This window comes from Pseudomonas sp. SAS7, from assembly GCF_052112345.1.
In the GTDB taxonomy this organism is placed as follows: domain Bacteria; phylum Pseudomonadota; class Gammaproteobacteria; order Pseudomonadales; family Pseudomonadaceae; genus Aquipseudomonas; species Aquipseudomonas putida_Q.
Genome location: NZ_JBEGGO010000012.1, coordinates 17,234 through 40,415 on the forward strand (window position 1 = coordinate 17,234; position 23,182 = coordinate 40,415).

Below are 23,182 nucleotides of genomic sequence, written 5' to 3' on the forward strand. Positions count from 1 at the left end.
CTGAGGTGGCGTTTACGGATAACTCGTACGCAAGGCAATTATTTAATTGACGATCAGATTCTATCTGACGCCATACATCTCTAACCGATGTGATCATATAATGACTCCTTCCCACAGATGCATGTAGCTCATCCGAAGAAATGCATCCTAGCATCAATCCAACTAACACTAACGCTCTACCCCTTGCAAACGTAGACACCCTGTATATTTCAAAGTAGTAATTTATGTAAAAATTGTTTCGCCCAGGAAAACATTCAGACCCGCGCCATGTTGACATTGTCGTCTGAAAGTAACACTGGTGAAACAATGGCATCAGAGCAGCGCGCATTAGCGCAACGATAAACTTATCGAATTGCGCTCTATTACCTGGCGTTACTACCGACCGTTTAGAGAGTATGTAGCTTTGACACCGCGAACCAAGCTTCAGCAGTTCTAGATCGTGCTCAACTGCCAGATCATGGCGTTCTTTGAAGCTGTCCTCACACCAATGACTTTCAAATATTTTTCTACCAAAATCGAAGCTCATAGCTACGCTTTCATGAGCATCTCGGAGTAAAGTATTATGATAGGAGCAGAAAGGGGCCATCAGAGCCCGCCACTCAAACTTCCAGGCGAATGTGCGTGTTTCTGATAGCGCTTGGGCAAGGCACTCGTAACAATATGACTTTCTGAACCCTATCGGCACTATAGTATCAGATGCACACAGTTCGATCTGGTAGTCATAGGCTATAACTCCGCCTCCCTCCAAAAAAAATTGCGCTAACTTACTTGTTTTTATGAAATCAGGATCATCGTCCCACTCACTAGCAACGGCAGGACTCTGGAATAGTTCGGGCGCCAAATTCTCATCATGCATCCTCCACATTAAAGATGATAAGCTTTCGCCTTGAATTTGCTTAAGCATAAATCAGCGACTCCACTTCGAACCTAGCTTCTTCGAGAGAGATTATATGGTGGTGCCCAGCTTCCATTCCACAACAAGCCTGATACACGTAAATGCATTCGATAGCGCTCATGACGTAGTCTAAATCGAAGCTGAGACCTCTACAGATCTCGACTAAAATCTTAGGAGTTTGGAATTTCAAACAATATGAAGCATTACACCAAGCCCAAAAATTGTTAACAAGCTCAATACAAACTGGCTCAGGCAAGTTACGCTCTAGCGAGATCAATCGTATACCTTTCAATTTTTTCGAAATAATTCGAAGCAGCTGTGGATTTCTAGATGAAATTATCAAGTTGAATCCCACCTGCGCACCCTGAAACCATTGCAGCTCTTCTACTATTGATTCAAAAGATCTTGATGATAAGCAATCTATATCATCCAGTATGATCTTACCTTTCCCAGTAAGTTGTACGTACTCTTTTAACACCGATGGAACGCCCTTGCCTCTCCCCAACTGAGTGAAAAATCCATAAGCACGAATGATGTGATTGGTCATTCTGTATTCATAGTCAAGGACACTGGTCGGGACATTCACACCATAGAATTCCGGATGTTCAGAAAGAGCTTTCAATAATGTACTTATACCCGCACCGGAAGGGCCTGTAAGGAGCAGAATCTGGCCTAACCCTGTAACATTAGGCTCTAAAAGTTCTTTAATTAGGCTAAGGCGCAACTGACTAAAATATTGGAAGCCATGCCGGCCCTCCAATATTTCGCGAGCCGCCTCTAGATCAAGCGAGGTCACTGGGAACGTTCCTAATCAATCGCCTTCAGCTTCATTGGCGGGCTCATTGAGACGAAGAGAAAAATTGAAATTTTCCATAATCTCTTCAATATTATCGAGATGGTAATGGCTTATGCATTCACTTTTGTCTAAAATCGCCGCCATCGCCGCAGACTGTAGAATCTTGACGATGTTATCAGTCAAACCAAGGCTGGTTTCTAGAATTTTCAGGTAAAGAGTTTGATCTTTAAGATTCGTAGGTTTTTTTAGGGGAAATCTGTTGATATACGTTGCTACAAAATTACGGAAATCAGGGCCGTTATCCCATCCAGCCAAAGCCTTTACTGCGTAACGACGCTCTAATTGAGGGTCGCGACGGAGTACTCTTGCGGCGTCAGGAATTCCAAACGCAAAGACAGAAAGCCCATAGATGTCACTCGAAAGATTTTTTAGTAGAGAAAGATTTTGCTTCTGCTGCACCGTGGTCAGAGTAAGTGCGTCATGCACCTCATCAATAACAATACCTCTAATCTTTTGAGACTTTATACGAGCCTGTAACTCTGGTGTCAGATTATCCCCAGCCCTTGCCCTGCGACCCACACTAACTCCCATTTCAATCAGAATCAGATCGCGCAAATTGTGGCTATTTGCATTCTGATGCATCGTAACAAATAGCATCTTATTATCAGCAAAAATGTTCCTCTTCTTCAGCTCAAGAATCAGTGCTGTTTTCCCCTGCCCACCTTCTGCAGTGCAGAGCATACACGGAGCATTGATTCTCCCTGTCATTTTCATAGCGAAATAAATCGAGTCAATCAACCTTTCCGCCCGGGGGTGCTTTACCCAAAAGTCACTTGAGCATGCAAGCATTCGATCTTGGTCGTTGAGGTCAAAAAGTTTGTGTGCTGCTTGATGCACATGATCAAAGTTCAATTTTCAATACCAACTATTTATTCAAAGCCGCAAAAACCTGCGGGTTACCACACACCTCACATGCGCAATTCGGCAACCCGCCAGCAGATTCATTTCATGGGGCTACTACCGTATATGACAGGAGATTCGGCTTCATCACTATCAACATCAGTGGAAGAGCTCATATAGCCAGTGAGACTATATACATTGCTATCAATTTTTTTTGAGGGCTGTTGTGATTTCTGGGGCCAACCTGTTTGAGAGGAGGTGGAGCTTTTCGCTGGACATGGTTTTTCACTCAGGGCTTTATTACGCTCACTTTTATAATCTTCTTTACCTTTTTCTCGCTTTTTGGCTCGCTTAGCAGCCCGCGTCGACTTAACCTGCTCTTCAACTTTCTGATGAAATACTCCTTGGGCTTTAGCGCCTTCGACCGTCATTGTTCCATCCCTCACCCCCCTTTCCTGACGCTGTTTTCTGTACAGTTCAAAATCAATACTTTTGTTTAATTTATTTCGACTGCAAGGCACCCTATCCCATTTGTTGCCAATTCTCACAAGAATATAACTCAGATCGTAAGGATCATATTTGACGTCCAGTTCTTGCGAGACTTTGCTTTTAAGCAAGGGACAGGAATAGAATCGGCGAAAAATCTCGATACCTTCTGGTGAGACTTTCTTCTTCTTAGGTGCTTCCGGATAGAAAGTATATTTAAAATTCTCATACTCCTCGCTCGACAAATCTCGACTGTGCGGGTTTCTAGTGAAATATTCTTCCCAAACCTGTCCAGGTGTTTTCTTGTTTAGCGCAGAGTGTATGGTTTCATGATAAGCCTTGATCCTATAAACCAATGCCTGGCGGAGCGCCGCCAAAGTGAAGCATGCTTTTCCTTCACTGTTCATCATCTTTCGCTGCTGCGTGTTAGAACCTGTGCTTCCCGGAATTTGATGGATGGTATGAAGCATCTGCTTGCCAATCAAACTCTCAATGTGCGCTCCCTCATGCTTACGCCCTTTAGTTCGATGCTTAACTGCTATCCCATAGGAACTTGCGTTTAGCACAAAAACGTCCGATACAAATTCCTTAGCATTATCGGAGTGAATAACTTCCGGCTTGCCATACATTGGCCAAAGATCATCGGGCAGCCCCCATGATTTCAATTTTTCGTTTTTTGGTAAAACAATATTCTCCATGAGCATTGCAACCGATACCGCACTAGGCGCCAAAAAACTTAGATAAAAACCCAATACGACTCTAGAATGAAGGCAAATGGCCATGCTTATATATGGCCGCCCTATGATTTGACTTCGATCTTGATCATCAACCACTAATAGATCGACTGGAGTGTGGTCAATTTGTACCCACTCCAGGGGGCGGTTTGTTTGTTTGTATCCGTCCCTAAGTTCGAATTTCTGTTTGGCCGCATCCAACCCATGCTTGTGCTTATACACTAAGGCAGGATCTTGAGCCTCGTAAAACCTTTTAACGAGGTAATAACTGGGGCGTGGAATCCTGCGAGCATCGGCTTCAGACTGACACGCAGTCCATACGCCCGAAATTGTTCTCGTTGTAGGAAAATGTTTGTTAAACATTTCTCTTATCAAATCACGAACGTCACTTCGACCGCGGAGACTACCGAACTTCCGCCCTTTTTTCTGCTGAAGCAGAGCTGTGTATCCTGTAGCGCCTCTGCACTTTGTGACAAGTCGATGGAAATGTGACCTGCTTAACCCCAGAATCTCCATCGCCTGAGCGCGGTTGATCTTTCCGCTCTTGAAATCCATTACCACATTGAAACGATTTTGTGCTTCAAAATGTGCAGCTAGCGTTTTTTCTCCGCTTCTAACATCAAGAAGTCCTTTGAGTTCGCTCGTTTCTTTGTTTTCGATCGACATATTGAGTTCCGGTTTTTAGCCGCAGCATCCATGTTTAGACATGCGACTGGCCTGAAAGCTTGGTTTTTAAAGAGCATCTTCACAACTGAGCGCCGTGAAGCTTTCCTAGTAGGACTTCCAAGTTCCCGTAAGTCAACCTAGGCATTCGTGGGCTGAGCTTTGAAATCAGGCAAAAAAACATTTGCGATATATTGACGAACAGAATTTTTCCCCACGTGCGCATATACCCACCAATCCTAATGGCATCTAGGCACAGCGCCTTCTGCAGAGGAGGTAGTAGTGTCTAGGGCAACTTAAAAGATGACGAAATAACGTAACATAACGAATCTTGACGAATCGAGAAAACCGATGAGAATTAAAGATTTTTGATCAATAAACAGGTACGAAAATACGCGCATCTCGTAAATTCGAAACATTTGAGTAAATTCATTAAGCTGGCATTTAATGAATCTTCTGGCCGCAGCCTCAGCAAACGCTGGAAATCGAGAAAAACATTACTCCAATATTGACAGATGTCAATTTGTTCATTTCGTTTTGGAAATCTAATCCGGGATATTACGTGTAGTGGTGTAAAATTTTAATGAGACACTCCTGGAGAATGTACAAATCAATATGAGACATTCCCGTAGACTGTCTCACAAATCCGAAAAAATGCTATCTAAGGCAGTAAATACAGGTGCTTGGCCATGTCTCATCGATTAACGATTGGCGCACTTGATGAAAAACCAGCCCCTTGCATCACCTCACACTCTCGCTAAAAAACTAGACAAGGAGCTGATGCCAATCACCTCCTTGTCAGCTCGGGTCAGACGCTGATCGGATCTACCTTCTCACCATCAATCTGCATCTCAGCTAGTGCTTTAGCCACGACATCACGACCAAGCACACCGTCGTCGGCCAGGGCCTTCAATGCAGCCAACACGACGAACTGCCGATCAACTTCAAAATGTCGACGCAGCGCTTCGCGGGTATCTGATTGTCCAAAACCATCGGTGCCCAGTGCAACGAAGCGGCGATTTCCGATCCAGGGGCGGATTTGGTCGGCGTGAATCTTCATGTAGTCGGTGGAGACCACTACCGGCCCAGGGTGACCGCCCAGCAATTGGGTCAGATAAGGAACTTTCGGATCTTCCAAGGGGTGCAGAAGATTCCAACGCTCAACTTGCTGTGCCTCACGACGTACTTCGGTCAGGCTGGTGGCACTCCAGACTTCGCTGCTCACGCCATAATCACGCTCCAGGATCTGCGCAGCGGCGATGACCTCCGGCAAGAGAGCACCGCTGCCCATGAGCTGGACATGCAGATCCTTCTTGACCTCTCGCTCAAGTGGCAGTCGATACAGTCCTTTGAGAATCCCCTCCTCCACACCTTCAGGCATGTCGGGATGAGGGTAGTTCTCGTTGAGTAAGGTGATGTAATAGTAAATGTCTTCTTGCTCGACATACATGCGGCGCATGCCGTCATGCACGATCACAGCCAGCTCGTAAGCGTATGTCGGATCGTAGGAAATACAGCACGGCACAGTGGCCGACATCACATGGCTGTGGCCATCGTCGTGTTGAAGGCCCTCGCCCATCAGCGTGGTGCGCCCTGAAGTTGCACCAAGCAAGAAACCTCGAGCACGGGCATCGCCGGCTGCCCACAGCAAGTCGCCCACGCGCTGGAAGCCGAACATCGAGTAGAAGATATAGAACGGAAGGGTCATCACACCGTGGTTGGCGTACGAGGTACTAGCCGCTATCCAGGATGAAGTGGCACCGGATTCGTTCAAGCCTTCCTGCATGATCTGCCCGTCCGTACTCTCCTTGTAGTAGGACAACGTGCCGGCATCCTGAGGTATGTAGAGCTGACCGACATGGGAGTGGATACCAATCTGCCGGAACAGGCTCTCCATACCGAAGGTGCGTGATTCGTCGGGCACGATGGGGACGACGAGCTTGCCGATGTTCGGATCTTTCAGCAGCGTGCTGAGGATCCGCACGAACGCCATGGTCGTTGAAATGGAGCGGTCGCCGGTGCCTTTGAGCTGTCCTTCCAATGCGGACAGCGGCGGAATTTGCAACGACTCAACCTGTGCATGACGAGCCGGAACATAACCACCCAAACTTTCGCGGCGCCCTTTCAGATATCGCGCTTCTGCACTTGCTTCGTCGGGCCGCAAGTACGGCAACTCGCCGAGCTGATCGTTACTCAACGCCAGACCGAAGCGATCACTGAAGGCTTTTACTGCCTCTGCGCCCATCTTCTTGAGTTGATGATTGATGTTCTGCCCTTCACCCGCTTCACCCATCCCGAAGCCTTTGACCGTTTTGGCCAGGATGACAGTGGGACGACCCTTTTGGCGGGTTGCTGCAGCGTAAGCGTTATAGACCTTGACTGGATCATGGCCACCGCGTGCAAGCTTCCAGATCTGCTCGTCGCTGACGTCGCTGACCAGGTCCAGCAGCTCCGGGTACTTGCCGAAAAAGTGCTCACGCACATAAGCACCGTTCTGGGACTTGTAGGTCTGGTACTCACCGTCGACGCACTCCATCATGCGCTGACGAAGCAGCCCGGTCTTGTCCTTGGCCAGCAAGGCGTCCCAGCCACTTCCCCAGATCACCTTGATGACGTTCCATCCAGCGGCGCGGTAAAGGCTCTCAAACTCCTGGATCACCTTTCCGTTACCGCGAACAGGCCCATCCAGACGCTGCAGGTTGCAGTTGACCACGAAGATGATGTTGTCGAGCTTCTCCCGCCCGGCCAGGGAGATCGCCGCCAGCGATTCGGGTTGATCCATCTCGCCATCGCCCAGGAACGCCCAGACTTTACGGCCCTGGTGTTCCTTCAAACCACGGTTTTCAAGGTATCGCATGAAGCGCGCCTGATAGGCGGCCGTAATGGGCCCCAAGCCCATAGAGACCGTGGGGAACTGCCAGAACTCTGGCATCAGGCGCGGGTGGGGGTATGAAGAGACGCCGTCACGATCAGTTTCACGACGGAAGTTGTCCAGTTGCTCTTCGGTCAGGCGGCCCTCGGTGTAAGCACGGCCATAAATGCCGGGCGCCGAATGCCCCTGGATGTACACCATATCGCCCGCGAAGCTCTCGGTACGCCCTCGGAAGAAATGGTCAAAGCCAACGTCGTAGAGTACCGCCGCCGAGGCATAGGTCGCGATGTGCCCACCCACGCCTGAATGCTTGCCTGCGCGGAGCACCATGGTCAGTGCGTTCCAGCGGATATAGGCATTCAGGCGCTTCTCAATGTCGAGATCTCCCGGGTAGGGCAACTCGCGCTCCGGTGCAATGCTATTCACGTAAGGCGTGGTCACTCGACCATGGAAATCACCGTGTACAGAAACGTCGAAGTCGAGAAGCTGGTCGATCAGGAAGTGCGCTCGGGGCCGCCCCTCCACTTCTACGACCGAAGCGATCGAGTCAATCCATTCGCGGGTCTCTTGTGGATCTTCATCGCGAAGCGGGTAGCTGTGCGCCATCGATAACTCTCCTTGATGTGGCTCGACTGGTCGTTGTTCAACCAGCACCTTGTTGCATTTGCAATTGAATCTATCCTCAATCCCGCTATGATTGCAACTGCAATAAAAACCTCGTTCTGGAGACGCCATGACCACCCCCACGCCAGACCTCTGGTACAACTTCATTCGTGCGCATCGTTGTCTGATCCGGGAAATCGAGCGTCGCCTGGCTGAAGAGAATCTGCCGCCTTATGCCTGGTACGACGCGCTATGGGGGATCGAAAGTGGGGAAGATGGTGCCCGTCGCATGCATGAACTGGCCGACGTGATGGCCATCGAGCGTTACAACCTCACCCGCCTGGTTGATCGCCTGGAAAAGGATGGACTTGTAGTACGGAAAAAAGCGGCAGATGACGGCCGAGGTGCGATCGCTCGCATCACCGACAGCGGTCGCGATCTTCGCAAGCGGATGTGGACGGTTTACAAACAGTCCGTCGAGGAGCTTTTTCTAGCGGAGTTCAGTGAGGAGCAACAGAGGACGTTTGCGCTGGCCCTGGAAAGTGCGAGCCGTAACGCCCGCACCAACAGGCGTGCTAATTAGTCCAGTCGGTAACGCCTGACTGCCCCGCTTACCCAAGAACTGTCGACTACGCCTCGGCCAACCAAGGCGCGCAGTGCGGTCAACACTACCCAATGACGATTGAGGTGTTGGCTAGGCTCCAGGCTATCCGCACCCAGCGCCGTGAACGGCGCAGTGACATGTGCAGCAAGTTGCGCAGCCACAAATTCATCGTACCCCGTCACCGCGATGACAGGTGTGTCTGCCGTGCCAAGACAGAGTTGAAGATGGCAGTTGGACAGGTTCTCTTCTCTACGCAACCGTTGAAGACGAGCTCGCTTTTCTGCGTCCCGGGCAAGTCTGGTATAGCTCGGGCAACTCCATACCTCGGCTTTCACCCCCCACTCCGCTCGCAGCAGCTCGGCGGCTGCACATACCTCGCGAAGCATCGACCCAGCACCTAGCAGCCGAACCGACACTTCTTCTTCAACACCCTCAGACAGACGATACATTCCCAGGTACGCCTGGGAGCGATCACATACCCGCCCTTCCCCTGGTTCGTCATGCAAGGTCATGTAGCAAAAACCAGGAGCTCCTTCCACGTACAACTCTTGCAACGCCCCAACCCAAATAGCTTTGACTTCGTCTCCACATGCGGGATCGAAAGGTATGCATCGGCGATTGGATGCCAACCACAATGGTAACCAGGGATGCGCCCCTTTCGCCCACCGGGAGTGCGAGGACTCAATGTCGTTGAGGATGATGCCTCGCTCAGCAATCTGAGCGCTTAGCATCGACATTTGGGCGGATGTCGGTGACTGAGTCATGTAAAACAGCGGGCGCTCAGCGGCACGTGACTGCTCGCTAAACCAGAGGGGCCAGGCGCTGATCGTAGTGGTGCTCAACTGCTCGCTTATCCGATCATTGATCAACCCAAACTGTCCGCGGGTGCTGGAGCCGGTCTCAAGTCGCTTGAGAATATCGACAGCAGTTCCCAGGGGTGAGCCCGGCGCCCCGTCCCTTTCTCCGTAGCCTCGTTCGATATGGCGAATGCACGCCTGTGCGGCCGATATGGTGTCAGGGGTACGCTGGAAGCGAAGGTTGTCCATCCATGAAACTCCTCTTGCGGTGTGCAATAGGGATAATGCAAGCTAGTTGCAAATGCAACCAGAAAGAATGGAGATCCTAGGAGCCAGGCCTGAATTGAGGAACCAAGAATGAGGGCGAAGAAAACGGCGCCCGAAGACGCCGTTGCGGATAGGTAGATCAGCCTACCGATTTCTATGTCAGTTTAAGTGCTGTGGCCATTCGGTTACCGGCGATGGAAAGCATGGCAGCACAGCCCCACAAGGCACAGGCTTACCCCGCTGCGATTGAAAGTGGCACCACCCTGTTGGTCACCTGCTTTTGGCTGAGGTAGCGGGTGCAGCTTACCCTCAGGAACGAGGCGAAATTCACCACTTCTCCGCGGTAGTCCATGACCTCCTCGTACAGCTTGGCGATGAGCTGATTGGTGCTGACGCTATCCGCTCCAGCAATCTCGGTCAGGATGTCCCAGAACTGGTTTTCCAGACGCAGGGTGGTGACCACGCCCCGGATGCGCAAGGAGCGCGAGCGCGATTCATAAAGGATCGGGTCTGCCTTCACATACAGCTCACACATGGTGCCTCCGCTGGCTTTACCTGGCTAAGTCACGTCGAGGGCATACGCCCACGCCTGAAGGTACCGCCCCAAAGCAGCACATGGGTAATACACCGCTATTACACGTGTCCCTTTTGCTTTTGGGGCGCACGTAATAGCCACTTATTACCCATCAATTTTTCATACTGCCATCCTGAGTGCATAACAACACCACAGGAAAGCCTGATCATGCCGAAATTCCTTCACACCATGATCCGTGTAGGTGACCTGGATGCCTCCATGCGTTTCTACGGACAAGCATTCGACCTGCAGGAATCCCACCGCCTTGAGTTCGACGACTTCTCGCTCGTCTACCTACGCGACCGGGAAAGCGGTGCCGAAATCGAACTGACCTGGAACAAGGGCCAAGACGGCTACACCCACGGCAGTGGGTATGGCCATGTCGCCTTCGCAGTAGAAGACCTCGATCACCATCACGCTCGCTTGAGCGAACTGGGGCTCTCTCCTGCCCCCATCAAAGAATTCAAGCGTGGTGAAGCGCTGCTCGCTCGCTTCTTCTTCATCCAGGACCCGGATGGCTACAAGATCGAGGTGCTGCAGCGCGCCGGCCACTATCAGTAACGCAGCCACACGCATCAGACGCCTGGGCGTCGTCTATCAATGTTGCGCGGCAAACGCCAATCCCCAACAAAGCAGCACCCGTGATGTCAGGCTCCTAATAAAAACAACAAGGAGAACAGCATGCAGGATATACAAGCCAGCCGCCGTAGCTTTCTGAAAGGCAGCGGCGGAATTCTCTTGGGCACGTTGCTTTTCACCTCCGGCCCCATCGCCCTGCTCGCCCCCAGTACCACCTGGGCGCTTGAGATGAAAATGCTGAACAACGATCAAGCCGCACGACTGATGGTTATAGTGCGCCGGATCTACCCTCACGATCAGATGGAAGACGCTGTGTACGCCTTTGCGATCAAAGCCTTGGACGACCGCGCCGTGACTGACCCTTCCATTCTTCCCCTGCTTGAACAAGGTTTGAACGAGCTGGACAAGTCAGCTGATGGCGCCTGGCTGAAACTGGATGAGCCGCGCCAATTGGCTGTGCTCGAGTCGATCCAGAGCACCCCGTTTTTCACTTTGGTCAGGTCAGTCTCGGTCAATGCCCTGTACAGCAACGAACTCGCCTACCAGCACTTCGGCTACGAAGGTGCCTCTTTCCCCAAAGGCGGTTACCTGATGCGCGGCTTCAACGACTTGAAGTGGCTACCTGCCGCCCCTACCGAAGCCAGCCCTCCAGCCTTTTCCTGAGGATGCGTACATGACCACATTCAATTTCGACGATGACTCGGTAGTGGTGATCATCGGCTCTGGTGCGGGTGGTGGAACACTGGCCAATGAACTGTGCCAGAAAGGTATTCCAGTCGTTCTGCTGGAGGCTGGCCAGCGCCAGTCCTCTGCCACTTTCATCAATGACGAATGGCCCTCGTTCGAGCAATTGTCCTGGGGCGATACCCGTACTACCTCGGGCTCCTGGCAGATCGCCAAGGACTTCCCGAACCTCCCCGCCTGGATCTGCAAAACGGTGGGTGGAACTACCACTCACTGGGCAGGTGCCAGCCTTAGATTCCAGGAGCATGAATTCCGAGCGCGGCAGACCTATGGCGATATCAAGGATGCGAACCTGCTCGACTGGCCATTGACGCTCGCGGAACTGGAGCCCTTCTATGCAAGGGCCGAGGACAAGATGGGGGTGACGCGCACCAACGACATTCCTGGGCTACCGGGAAACAACAATTTTCAGGTGATGTACAACGGTGCTCGCAAGCTTGGCTACAAAAAATGCAGTACCGGCCACATGGCGATCAACAGCCGTGCCCGCGCAGGACGCGCTCAGTGCATGCAACTTGGCTTCTGCTTCCAGGGCTGCAAGATGGGGGCAAAGTGGTCAACGCTGTACACCGAGATTCCGGCAGCGGAGGCCACAGGCAAGCTCGAGCTCCGTACGCAGGCGCACGCAGTAAAGATCGAGCACGATGCAAAAGGGCGAGCCACCGGTGTGGTCTACGCAGATGCGCAAGGGCGTCTGCAACGCCAAAAAGCGCGACTTGTTGCGGTCGCAGGCAATGCCATTGAAACCCCTCGCCTACTGCTTAATTCGACCAGCACATTGTTCCCTCATGGTATTGGCAACGGCTCCGGGATGGTCGGTAAGCACTACATGCGCCATACCACCGGATCTGTGTTCGCAGAGTTCAAGGATCCGGTGCATTTCTACCGCGGCACCATCATGGCCGGCCTGATCGGTGACGAGGTGCACTTCAATCCCGACAGGGGCTTTGTCGGAGGCTACGAAATGGAAACCATCTCGCTTGGCCCTTCCTTCATGGCTGCGTTCTTCAACCCCGGCGCCTGGGGACGCGACTTCACCCGCGTCATGGACAACTACACGCATCTGGCTGGCATGTGGCTGGTCGGTGAGGACATGCCCCGGGAAACCAATCGCATTACCCTGAGCGATAACGTCAAAGACCGCTTTGGCATTCCTGTGGCCAACGTGCACTACGACGACCACCCCAACGATATTGCAATGCGCGAGCACGCCTATCAGCAAGGTAGCGCGGTCTATGAGGCCGTCGGTGCACTGAAGACACACCGCGTACCACCCTACCCCTCGACTCATAACATGGGCACTTGTCGTATGAGCCACAAGGAAGCCGATGGTGTTTGCAACAAATACGGGCAAAGCCATGAAGTGCCAAATCTGTTCATTTCAGATGGCAGTCAGTTCACCACCAGCGCAGCCGAGAACCCTACCCTGACGATCGTCAGCCTGGCGATTCGTCAGGCGGAGTACATTGCCGATGCGCTGAGGACGCATGCGGCATGACTACCAGCGCCGACAACCGCCTGGAGATTTGCGCACTCACGGCGTTTACCGACAACTACATCTGGCTTCTGCTCGATCACTCAAACCAGGCCTGTGCGGTTGTAGATCCAGGTGATGCCGGGCCAGTTCAAGCCTGGTTGGCTGAGCATCCCGGCTGGGCGCTCACCGATGTGCTGATCACTCACCATCACGGTGACCATGTGGGCGGTGGCGAGAAGCTGAAGTGTGCATTCGATCTCCGCGTGCATGGCCCTGCAAACGAGCCGATCCCTGCCAGGGATCGGCCACTGAAGGACGGTGATTCAATCCAGGTACTGGGGCGAACCATCAAGGTGATCGGTGTACCTGGCCATACTTGCGGGCACCTGGCCTACCACCTGGTTGATGAGGATGTGCTGTTTAGCGGGGACACGCTGTTCAGCGCCGGCTGTGGGCGCCTCTTCGAGGGTACGCCGCTGCAGATGCTGACGTCGCTCGAACGCCTTGCCGTGCTGCCAGAGCAGACGCGGGTGTACTGCGCACACGAGTACACCCTCTCCAACCTGCGTTTTGCTTTGGCTGTCGACCCAGGCAATCAGCAAATCGCCGAGCGCTTGGCTGAGGTCAGCGAAATCCGCAACCGCGGGCAGTGCACCTTACCTACCCGCATTAGCGTTGAACGCGCAATTAACCCGTTCCTCCGTGTGCGGGAAGCGAAGATCGTTGAGGTTGTCCAACGCCAAGCGGGCCTGTCCATCACAACCGCCGAGGAATGCTTTGCTGCCATGCGCCAGTGGAAAGACAATTTTTGAACAACAAGAAGAAGATCATTTATGACAAAAACACTGCTGATTGCCGCTACAGCCTTCATGATTGCTTCTGCCCAGGCAGGCCAAGAGCCTGAGGCCGTGTTCGCAAAAACCTGCGCCATGTGCCACAACGGTCAACTCCCCAACGCGCCTAAGAAAGGTGATGTCGCTGCATGGCAACCACGCCTGGCTCAAGGGCAAGACGTACTGCTCAAAAACGTAGTGAATGGATTGAGTGTCATGCCACCACGTGGACTCTGCAGTGACTGCAGCGACGAAGACCTCGCGGCTACGATAGGCTGGATGTCCCGCTGATGACCGAAAGGAGCACTGATTTAACAACGGTTATTTCAAGAGCTCCTATGGATGTCTTGCGCTTCAGTCACACGCTTGATTTCAGCGCGAGGCCGAAGCAGCAAGGCTTGTTGGCCATCGTTCGGATAGCCAGCCAGTGAGCCGAATCGCTATCCCTACGTGTGATAGACCTTGCCCGCCTAGCAGCGTAATGCTGTTCACTTAAGATCGCCGGGGCCGCTCTGCGGCCCTTTCGCGGCACCAGGCCGCTCCTACAGTATCCGCGTGAGCCACGTGAATATTGGCTTACGCGGTCGTGGTAGGAGCGGCCTTGTGCCGCGATGGGCTGCGCAGCAGCCCTAAGTGAACAGCATTACGCCTAGCAGCGGGCTTTCTTTTGCGCGCGATTTCTCATCGACTTGTACCAGGCTGTCCGCTCTGTGTAGTGAAGCCCTGGCTCTGATGGGCCTCGCGGGCACTCGAAGGGGTTTAGTCCATCAGAATGTCTACCAGCACCTGCGCAGGCTTACTCAGCTCGACACCAACCCGAGTCACCACCTCGTAGGGCTCGCTGCGCGATTTGAGTTGCAGCGGCAAACGCACAAGCATACCGTGGTCCAGGGCCATCCTGGCGACGTCCCACGGCATCACCGCAAGCAGATCGCGATCTTGCATGAGCATGGACAGCGTCGTGAAAGTCGACGAGGTTTCAATGGGGTACTGCGGGAAGCTCAAGCCTGCCTCGCGAAACTCGCGCTCAAGGGTAAGACGCATGGGCATGTTTACCGGGAACACCACCCAGCGCGATTGCGCCAGTTGCTCAAGCGTCAATGCCGCGCAGGCTGCCAGCGGATGCGCCGGGTTTGCCACCAGCACCAACTGCTCCTGATGTTTAACCCGGCTTTCATAGGCTGTAGGTCTTGGGCTGACGCTGGTTCGGCAAATGACCACATCCACACGCCCTTGGTCGAGCAGGTTGAGCAAGCGGTCACTGGTGTCCTCTACCACTGATACCGATAAGTCCGGTTGGTTCTCGCGCAAACGCGCCAGGCCTTCCACCATGATCGGCACGGCGCCCATGATGGTGCCCACCGACAAACGTCCCCCATGTCCTTGGAGAATGCCCAGCATCTCTTCACGCAGATGCGCAAGGTCATTGCCAATCAACCGCGCATAACGCACCACGCAGCGGCCCAGGTCATTGGCTTCGAGCCCTTTGCTGGTCCGCTCGAACAGTACTGCGCCAAGGGTAGACTCAATTTCATTAAGCGCCTTGGTAGCGCCAGGCTGGGTGATCGAAATCGCCTCTGCGGCTTTGTGTATCGAGCCCAGTTCGTCAAGGCTGATCAACAGGCGCAGTTGGCGTAAACGAAGGCGCGAAGCCATGGAGCTTAATGATGGCAGCATAGGGGATCACTAAAAGTTATCGGGCAGTCCGCAGCTCTCATTAGGCAGCAATGCCATGGAAATTTAAAGTGGCTGGCAAGTGCTACCCCACAACAACAAACCGGAGCCAGCATGCGCCTGATCCAATTTGAAACCGTACCCGCCCAGCGCCATGTCGGCGTAGTGGAAGGCGACCTGATTCAGGTTGTGCGCCACACCACGCATCTGCGAGAACTGGCCCTCGCTGCCATCCGCAACCAGCGCAGTCTCGCCGCTGAAGTGCTCGAACGCGGCCTGCACAGCACCGGCCAGCGCTACAGCGATGCCTTGAACGAATGCCGGGTCCTTCCACCGCTCGACCACGAAGACCCGGCACACTGCCTGATCAGCGGAACCGGGCTCACGCACCTGGGCAGTGCCTCCACCCGCGACAAGATGCACCAACAAAAAATCGATGACGGGGCGGCGCTCACCGACACCGCGCGCATGTTCCAGTGGGGCATTGAAGGTGGCCGTCCCCCCGCAGGCAGCGCCGGCGCGCAGCCAGAGTGGTTCTACAAGGGCGATGGCTCGATCGTCGTCCGCCCAGGGCAAGCCTTGCAGGCCCCCGCCTTTGCCGAGGATGCTGGTGAAGAACCGGAACTGGCTGGCCTGTATGTGATCGGTGATGATGGCCTGCCTTACCGGTTGGGCTTTGCCATCGGCAACGAGTTTTCCGACCACGTGATGGAGCGCCGTAGCTACCTGTACCTGGCGCATTCCAAGCTGCGTAATTGCTCATTCGGCCCCGAACTGCGGGTCGGCGAGTTGCCACGCCATCTGCAGGGCACCAGCCGAATACTTCGCGGTGACCAGGTGATCTGGGAAAAGGATTTTCTCAGCGGTGAGGACAACATGTGCCACTCGTTGGAGAATCTCGAGTACCACCATTTCAAGTACAGCCAGTTTTTGCGCCCCGGTGATGTGCACATCCACTTCTTCGGTACTGCAACGCTGTCGTTTGCCGACCAGGTCAAGGCCGTCGAGGGCGATGTGTTCGAAATCAGCCTGGCGGAGTTCGGCGCACCATTGCGAAACGGCATCAGCGAGACGCCTGCGGCCATCTCACCCGGCGCGGTGAAGACGCTCTGACCCGACGGCGGCGCAGGGCCGCGCCGCCGCAGCATTTCATAACAATCACAAAAGTGAGATGAGCATGAACAACAGCCCCTACCCTCCGGCCCCCGCGCCGGCCCTGGCGACTGCCAACACCGACAGCGCCAAGCCAACCACCGTGCGCTGGCGCATCTTCCTGATCCTGTTGCTACTGGCCGCGATCAACTACATCGACCGCGCTTCGCTGTCTGTGGCGCTGCCGTTGATTTCTGCCGAGTTTGAACTCACTCCAGCGCTCGAAGGCTTGATCCTGAGCGCGTTCTTCTGGTCCTACGCTTTGATGCAGATTCCTGCCGGGGTGCTACTCGACCGCTTCCAGGTGCGCAATATCATTGGCGTCGCGACCATCGGCTGGGGTGCTTTCCAGGCATTGGGCGGGTTTGCTCACAACTGGATCACCTTGCTGGTCACGCGCATCGGCCTTGGTGTGGCAGAGTCGCCGATCATGCCCGCCGGCGCAAAGCTCAATGGTGCCTGGCTCACGCCTAACGAGCGTGGCCGCGGTGCCACGCTGGTCGACGGCGGCGCGCCGCTGGGTACCGCATTCGGCGCAATTATCATCGCGGGCCTGATCACCTGGTTCGATTCTTGGCGCATCGCCTTCATCGTCGCCGGGGTCGGCACGGTGGCCGCCGGTATCTGGGCCTGGTGGTACATCCGCAACCACCCCAGCGAGCACCCGCAAGTCAACGCCGCTGAACTGGCTTACATCACCCAGGCCAACGACGCCGCGAGCAAGGCCAACGGCATCCGCAAGGCGGTGCTCAAGGAATTGCTCAAGAGCCGCTCGGTACTGTGCATGTTTGCTGGCTATGCCTGTTACAACAGCGTGTTCTACGGGCTGCTGACCTGGATGCCCAGCTACCTGCACCAGGCACACAACCTCGATATCAAGGCGATGGGTGGTGCGACTTTCCTGATCTTCATGTGTGGCTTCATTGGTGAACTGATCGGCGGCTGGATCTCCGACAAGTGGAAAGCAAAAGGTGGCCAGCCGAATACCGTCATGCGCAGCATGTTCGCCGGCTCCGCCGCAGTCGCCGCCCTGTGCATCCTGCTGGTGGCCTACACCCCGGATGCCGGCCTGGTCATCGCCCTGCTCTGCGTGGCGCTGTTCTTCATCCGGTGGTGCGGCATGTACTGGTGCCTGCCGGCGATCCTCGGTGGCAAGTCCAAAGCTGGCGTGCTCGGCGGCAGCATGAACTTCTGCGGCAACATGGTGGGCGTGCTGGTGCCGATCCTCATTGGTCTGATCGTGCAGTTCACCGGTTCCTATTTCCTGGCCCTGATCTTCTTCGTGGTCATGGCCTTCGGCCTGATGCTGTTTTCTGGCCTGATCGACTACCGCGAGCGCGGGTTGGCCTGAGCCACGCGCCCTATTGAGGTGAACACCATGCAACTCATTACAACAACAGGCAGTGCAAGCGCTGCCAACGCCGTGATCCGACTCAACCCACTGGACGATGTGCTGGTGGCACGCCAGCCGCTGACCGAAGGCCTGCTGCTGGACGAGGGCATCGTGGTGCGCGAGCCGATCCCGGCGGGCCACAAGGTGGCTGCCCGCGCGCTGACCGCGGGCCAGCCGCTGCGCCGCTATGGGCAGATCATCGGTTTCGCGAGCCAGCCGATCGCCGCAGGCGAACATGTGCACGTGCACAACCTGGCGATGGGCGAATTTGCCCGCGACTACGCCTTCGGCGTCGATGCCAAAGGCCAGCAGGCGCCCAACGACGATACCTTCATGGGTATCGTGCGCGCCGATGGCCGGGTAGCCACGCGCAACTACATCGGCATCCTCACCTCGGTGAACTGCTCGGCCACGGTGGCACGGGCGATCGCTGACCACTTTCGCCGCGACATCCACCCCGAGGCGTTGGCGCCCTACCCCAACGTCGATGGCGTGGTCGCCCTGACCCACGGCGTCGGTTGCGCGGTCGACCCCGGTGGCGAGGCGCTGGCGATGCTGCGCCGCACCCTCGGCGGCTATGCCGTGCATGCCAACTTCGCTTCGGTGCTGTTGATCGGCCTGGGCTGCGAGACCAACCAGATCCCCGACCTGCTGGCGGCCCAGGGCCTGCAAAGCAGCCACGCACTGCGCACGTTCACCATCCAGGGCACCGGCGGGACGTCGAAGACCATTGCCAGCGGCATCGCCCAGGTCAAGTCGCTGCTGGCCGAAGCCAACCAGGTCGAACGCCAGCCGGTCAGCGTCCGCCACCTCACGGTCGGCCTGCAGTGCGGGGGCTCGGACGGCTATTCGGGGATCACCGCCAACCCGGCGCTGGGCAATGCGGTCGACCGCCTGGTGGCAGCCGGCGGCACCGCAATCCTCTCGGAAACCCCGGAAATCTACGGCGCCGAACACCTGTTGACGCGCCGGGCAGTGAGCCAGCAGGTGGGCGAGAAGCTGATCGCCCGCATCCAGTGGTGGGAGGCCTACTGCCAGCGGATGGGCGCCGAGCTGAACAACAACCCCTCGGCGGGCAACAAGGCCGGCGGCCTCACCACCATTCTTGAAAAGTCCCTGGGTGCCGTGGCCAAGGCCGGGTCCAGTGACCTGATGGATGTTTACGAGTACGCCGAACCGGTGCGCGCCCACGGCCTGGTGTTCATGGACACGCCCGGCTACGACCCCATCTCCGCCACGGGCCAGGTCGCCGGCGGTGCCAACCTCATCGCCTTTACCACTGGCCGCGGCTCGGCCTACGGCTGCGCGCCCTCGCCGTCGATCAAGCTGGCGACCAACACACGCCTTTGGGAGACTCAGGAAGAGGACATGGACGTCAACTGCGGCGGCATTGCCGATGGCAGCATGACCATCGAGGAGCGTGGCGAACACATCTACCGGATGATGCTGAGCATCGCCTCGGGCGAACGCAGCAAGAGCGAACAGCATGGCTACGGCCAGAACGAGTTCGTGCCGTGGCAGATCGGCGCCATCACCTGATCCCCGAGCCGTCATCAATGGCGCCAGCTCACGCGCCATGCGGGCGCCCCCGGTTGTTCGTCGCTAGGGCCGCTCCAGCTGGTCTCGCAGATACTCGATAAAGCGCTGGGTTTTGGCAGGAAGCAGTCGGGTTTCTGTCAATGCGTACACGGGAACCGGAGTCGCTTGCCACTGCGGCAGCACCCGTTGCAAAACACCAGCCTCGACATCTGGAGCAGCGATACCGGCAGGCAGGAGTGCGATGCCAAGGTCCAGCGAGGCAAGTCGACGCAACATCCCCACACTGTTCAGTTCAAAGCGGCCACCCACCTGAACCTGTTCGACAGCCGCCTCGCTGGTCAGGGTCCACTTGTCCGAGCCCGCCCCGGACATCCGCAGGCATTCGTGATGCACAAGCTCCGCTGGCTCGCGGGGCTCACCGGATCCTGCCAGATATTGAGGTGAGGCATACAGGCCGCGTTGCAGGGTGGCCAGTTTTCGCGCAATCAAGTTGGAGCTGGCCGGCTCGCCCATCCGAATGACCACATCCACGGGGTCGCTGACCAGATCGACCTGCCGGGGTGTCAGATCGAAGTCAAAGGTGATGCCTGGATACAGTCGGGCAAAGTCCGCAATCAACGGCGCCAGGTAGATGTTGGCGAAATCCACCGGTAATGAGGCGCGCAACAGGCCGCTGGGCCTGGCAAGCAGCTCACCCAGTTGCTCATGCGCCAGCCTCGCTTCATCGACAATGCGCTTGCACCGATCAAAGTAAAGCTGGCCAGCCTCAGTCAGCTCGATCTTGCGTGTAGTGCGATGGAGAAGGCGCAACCCTATCTGCTTTTCCAGGCTGGTAATACGCCTTGAAAGCGTCGAGCTTGGCATGTTCAGGGACTGTGCGGCGCCTCGAAAGCTGCGCATCTTCACGACCTCGACGAACAAGGCCATGTCGTTCAGGTATTCCAAGCATTGCTCCAAAAATGGATCAGTCATTTCAATTTAGCCGGATTTATCCCGGCAACGCATTGATTGATGATAACCCCATCACCGCATAGGAGCACTGTAATGAACTCTCTTTTCTCCCAGGTCCAGGTAGGCCGCTACACCCTGTCCAACCGCGTGGTCATGGCCCCCATGACGCGTTCGCGTGCAGACGACGGTGGCGTCCCTTCCGACCTCGTCGCCACTTACTATGAGCAACGCGCCAGCGCTGGCCTGATCATCTCCGAAGGTGTTTTCCCGGTTGCGCTGGGCAAAGGCTATGTGCGGACCCCTGGCATCGAAACCGATGAACAGGTAGCCGCGTGGAAAAAGGTCGCTGAAGCCGTTCACGCCCGTGGCGGCCGTATCTTCATGCAACTGATGCACTGTGGCCGTGTTTCTCACCCGTCACTGCTGATCGACGGCGCCCAGCCCCAGGCACCCTCAGCCATCAAGGCCGAAGGTCAGACCTATACTGCTACCGGCCTGCAAGACTTCGTCATCCCACATGCGTTGAGCGTCGTTGAAATTGCCGGCGTCGTGGAAGCTTACCGCCAGGCTGCTCGTCGGGCGATCGAGGCTGGCTTCGACGGCGTGGAGTTGCATGCAGCATCGGGGTATTTGCCGGAGCAGTTCTTGTCCAGCGGCAGCAACCAGCGCAATGACGAATACGGTGGTCCTGTTGAACACCGTGTTCGCTTCGTTCTCGAAGTGCTTGCAGCGATGGCCGAGGAAGTGGGCGGCGACCGCGTGGGAATCAAGATTTCCCCGGAAATGAACTTCAACGACATCGTCGACGCCCAGCCGCAAGAAACCTACACCTACCTGGTAAAGCAACTGCAGCCGTTGAACCTGGCTTACCTGCACGTCGCGCTGTTTGGTGCAGAGTTCGACTATCACAGCGCCCTGCGGCCGCTCTTCAAAGGGAGCTACCTGGTCGGCAGTGGCCTGAACAAAAAAAGCGCCGAAGCGCTTATCTCCGGCGGCAAAGCGGATGCGGCTGTGTTTGGTGCTGCTTTCCTGGCCAACCCTGATCTGCCAGAACGGCTGCGTGCAGGCGCCGAGCTCAATGTGCCGGATAAAAATACCTTCTACGCGCCTGGCGCAGAAGGCTACATAGATTACCCAACCCTGACCCAAGGGGCCTGAGGAGCGCCACCATGCTACCCACCGCACGCCTGCAGCGTATGAATCATGGCAGCCAGTTCCGAGCGTTGAGCCTTCGTGGCGATCAGTTTGCGAGACCCATTGATCCGTTTCTGGGCGTGGATCACGCCTGGATCAGCGGGCCGACGTTCCCAGCGCATCCGCACGCGGGTTTCTCGGCAGTGTCGTATTTGTTTCTGGATTCGGAAACGGGGATCGATAACCGGGACTCACTGGGCAATCGCAATGTGATTCAGCCCGGTGGTTTGCACTGGACGGCGGCGGGTAGCGGGGTGGTTCATGAAGAAGTCCCAGCGGAGCCCGGCAAGACCGTGCACATGCTGCAAATCTTCATCAATCTGCCCGAGGACAAACAGGCGCAGGCTCCTCATGTCTTCAGCCTGGAAGCACGCGATGTACCCGTTGTACGCCTGCCGGGAGTGAAGATTCGTGTGCCCCTCGGGGCGTTCGGCGAGATCGCCTCTCCCCTTTCATTGCCCACCGATGTCCGATTGCTGGACATCCTGCTGGAAGCGGGCAGCGAGGCAGAAATTCCAATCCCGGACGGCCATGTCGCGTTCGTCGTGCCAATTGATGGTGAGGTGACCGTGGACGGCCAGCCCTTCAGTCTGCTTGACCCTAAGGCCCCAGTGAATCTGCCCCAAGGGCCAAGGCGGGTTGTGACGGTGCAGGCAAAGAACGGCGCCGCAAAGGCAGTGGTTTTTTCAGGTACACCGCTGAATCAGCCGGTCCATTGGCAAGGCCCAATGGCGCTGGCGTCACCAGCTGCACTGAACGAGGCCGTGCAGCGCTACCAACGCGGGTTGTTCGGCAGCCTGCACACCCGATAAGCCAACCACCGTTCCTCTACTTAGCGAGAATATCATCATGACTCATGAAAATTTCAATGCTGACAACGCTGCCCTGCTGCTGATCGACCATCAGGTAGGGACCATGGGCTGGGCCAAATCCATGCCCTTCGATGAGCTCAAACGCAATGCGCTGATGCTCGCCAAGGCGGCGCGCATTCTCAAGCTACCGGTGGTGCTCACCTCCAGCATGGAGGAGCATGCGCAAGGGCCTTTGCTGAGTGAACTGGAAGAAATCCTCCCGGCCGAGTTCGCGGGGCGCATCAAGCGCCTGGGGATCGTCAACGCGATGGACGATGAACATTTTGCCGCAGCCGTCAAAGCGACTGGTCGCAAGAAGCTCATCATTGCTGGCGTAACCAATGATGTCTGCACCGTCTACCCGGCACTTTCGCTGGTCCGTGACGGCTTCGAGGTACAGGTTGTCGCCGACGCCGGCGCGTCCCCAACCGCGATGGCCGATGACATAGCGCTGCGCCGGATGGACAAGGCAGGTGTAACGCTGACCACCACCAACCAGTTGATTGCCGAACTGGCCGGCAGTTGGGCAACGCCTGAAGGCGATGAGCTGGTACAGGTGCTCATGGAGTCGTTCGGCGGCTGAGCCGGCCCCAGCGACAGTACC

General features: G+C 55.8%; 20 protein-coding genes. 12 read left to right on the forward strand and 8 right to left on the reverse strand.

The features are described 5' to 3' along the window. Positions 1–896: 896 nt before the first annotated feature. From ABI582_RS19305 to aceE, 4 genes are all read right to left on the reverse strand, one after another. Positions 897–1,691 carry a hypothetical protein gene (locus ABI582_RS19305; protein WP_442119971.1) on the reverse strand — a complete coding sequence of 265 codons (795 nt, stop codon included), beginning with the start codon at positions 1,689–1,691 and terminating at the stop codon, positions 897–899. A gap of 15 nt (positions 1,692–1,706) precedes the next feature. Continuing rightward, positions 1,707–2,603, reverse strand: coding sequence for a TniB family NTP-binding protein (locus ABI582_RS19310; protein ID WP_442119972.1), 897 nt, complete (start codon positions 2,601–2,603; stop codon positions 1,707–1,709). An 89-nt stretch (positions 2,604–2,692) separates the two neighbouring features. Then, a complete protein-coding gene (locus tag ABI582_RS19315) occupies positions 2,693–4,477 on the reverse strand; it encodes a Mu transposase C-terminal domain-containing protein (protein WP_442119973.1) in 1,785 nt (594 codons plus the stop codon). A gap of 805 nt (positions 4,478–5,282) precedes the next feature. Continuing rightward, positions 5,283–7,952, reverse strand: coding sequence for a pyruvate dehydrogenase (acetyl-transferring), homodimeric type (aceE, locus tag ABI582_RS19320; RefSeq protein WP_442119974.1), 2,670 nt, complete (start codon positions 7,950–7,952; stop codon positions 5,283–5,285). A 127-nt stretch (positions 7,953–8,079) separates the two neighbouring features. On the opposite strand from aceE, the gene ABI582_RS19325 reads away from it, so the two are divergent. Then, complete coding sequence (locus tag ABI582_RS19325; protein WP_368974464.1) at positions 8,080–8,532, forward strand: MarR family winged helix-turn-helix transcriptional regulator; 453 nt, start codon at positions 8,080–8,082, stop codon at positions 8,530–8,532. Here the strand turns inward: ABI582_RS19325 and ABI582_RS19330 are convergent. Together ABI582_RS19330 and ABI582_RS19335 are read right to left on the reverse strand one after the other, a co-directional pair. Further along, complete coding sequence (locus tag ABI582_RS19330) at positions 8,529–9,599, reverse strand: transketolase-like TK C-terminal-containing protein (protein ID WP_442119975.1); 1,071 nt, start codon at positions 9,597–9,599, stop codon at positions 8,529–8,531. The genes ABI582_RS19325 and ABI582_RS19330 overlap by 4 nt on opposite strands. A 250-nt stretch (positions 9,600–9,849) precedes the next feature. Continuing rightward, positions 9,850–10,152, reverse strand: coding sequence for a ribbon-helix-helix domain-containing protein (locus ABI582_RS19335; protein WP_442119976.1), 303 nt, complete (start codon positions 10,150–10,152; stop codon positions 9,850–9,852). A 207-nt stretch (positions 10,153–10,359) separates the two neighbouring features. On the opposite strand from ABI582_RS19335, the gene ABI582_RS19340 reads away from it, so the two are divergent. The 5 genes from ABI582_RS19340 (at position 10,360) to ABI582_RS19360 (ending at position 14,115) form a co-directional block, all read left to right on the forward strand. Beyond that, complete coding sequence (locus ABI582_RS19340) at positions 10,360–10,752, forward strand: VOC family protein (protein ID WP_019470832.1); 393 nt, start codon at positions 10,360–10,362, stop codon at positions 10,750–10,752. Between the two features lie 120 nt (positions 10,753–10,872). Next, complete coding sequence (locus ABI582_RS19345; RefSeq protein WP_442119977.1) at positions 10,873–11,433, forward strand: tat (twin-arginine translocation) pathway signal sequence; 561 nt, start codon at positions 10,873–10,875, stop codon at positions 11,431–11,433. Between the two features lie 10 nt (positions 11,434–11,443). Further along, a complete protein-coding gene (locus ABI582_RS19350) occupies positions 11,444–13,012 on the forward strand; it encodes a GMC family oxidoreductase (RefSeq protein WP_243055393.1) in 1,569 nt (522 codons plus the stop codon). Continuing rightward, the gene (gene gloB / locus ABI582_RS19355; RefSeq protein WP_442119978.1) at positions 13,009–13,803 is read left to right on the forward strand and encodes a hydroxyacylglutathione hydrolase; all 795 of its coding nucleotides are present in this window, start codon (positions 13,009–13,011) and stop codon (positions 13,801–13,803) included. The genes ABI582_RS19350 and gloB overlap by 4 nt, the downstream gene beginning before the upstream one ends. 21 nt (positions 13,804–13,824) lie before the next feature. After that, a complete protein-coding gene (locus ABI582_RS19360) occupies positions 13,825–14,115 on the forward strand; it encodes a c-type cytochrome (RefSeq protein WP_259136813.1) in 291 nt (96 codons plus the stop codon). A 468-nt stretch (positions 14,116–14,583) separates the two neighbouring features. Here the strand turns inward: ABI582_RS19360 and ABI582_RS19365 are convergent, their stop codons facing one another. Next, the gene (locus ABI582_RS19365) at positions 14,584–15,501 is read right to left on the reverse strand and encodes a LysR family transcriptional regulator (protein ID WP_442119979.1); all 918 of its coding nucleotides are present in this window, start codon (positions 15,499–15,501) and stop codon (positions 14,584–14,586) included. A gap of 111 nt (positions 15,502–15,612) precedes the next feature. On the opposite strand from ABI582_RS19365, the gene araD1 reads away from it, so the two are divergent. The 3 genes from araD1 (at position 15,613) to ABI582_RS19380 (ending at position 19,582) form a co-directional block, all read left to right on the forward strand. Next, entirely contained in the window at positions 15,613–16,611 is a 999-nt protein-coding gene (gene araD1, locus ABI582_RS19370; RefSeq protein WP_442119980.1) for an AraD1 family protein, read from the forward strand. Positions 16,612–16,675: 64 nt separating this feature from the next. Then, positions 16,676–18,001: an MFS transporter gene (locus tag ABI582_RS19375; protein WP_442119981.1), complete on the forward strand. Its 1,326-nt coding sequence runs from the start codon at positions 16,676–16,678 to the stop codon at positions 17,999–18,001. Positions 18,002–18,028: 27 nt separating this feature from the next. Next, positions 18,029–19,582 (forward strand): UxaA family hydrolase, encoded by a 1,554-nt coding sequence (locus ABI582_RS19380; RefSeq protein ID WP_338747458.1) that lies wholly within the window; start codon positions 18,029–18,031, stop codon positions 19,580–19,582. 63 nt (positions 19,583–19,645) lie between these two features. Here ABI582_RS19380 and ABI582_RS19385 read toward each other — a convergent pair whose 3' ends face one another. Beyond that, complete coding sequence (locus tag ABI582_RS19385; protein ID WP_442119982.1) at positions 19,646–20,527, reverse strand: LysR family transcriptional regulator; 882 nt, start codon at positions 20,525–20,527, stop codon at positions 19,646–19,648. A gap of 99 nt (positions 20,528–20,626) precedes the next feature. On the opposite strand from ABI582_RS19385, the gene ABI582_RS19390 reads away from it, so the two are divergent. From ABI582_RS19390 to ABI582_RS19400, 3 genes are read left to right on the forward strand one after another with little or no spacing between them, the layout of a single operon-like run. Further along, complete coding sequence (locus ABI582_RS19390) at positions 20,627–21,691, forward strand: alkene reductase (protein WP_442119983.1); 1,065 nt, start codon at positions 20,627–20,629, stop codon at positions 21,689–21,691. A gap of 11 nt (positions 21,692–21,702) precedes the next feature. Continuing rightward, positions 21,703–22,539, forward strand: coding sequence for a pirin family protein (locus ABI582_RS19395; RefSeq protein ID WP_353455446.1), 837 nt, complete (start codon positions 21,703–21,705; stop codon positions 22,537–22,539). Positions 22,540–22,576: 37 nt separating this feature from the next. Then, a complete protein-coding gene (locus ABI582_RS19400) occupies positions 22,577–23,161 on the forward strand; it encodes an isochorismatase family protein (protein WP_442119984.1) in 585 nt (194 codons plus the stop codon). Positions 23,162–23,182 lie beyond the last annotated feature (21 nt).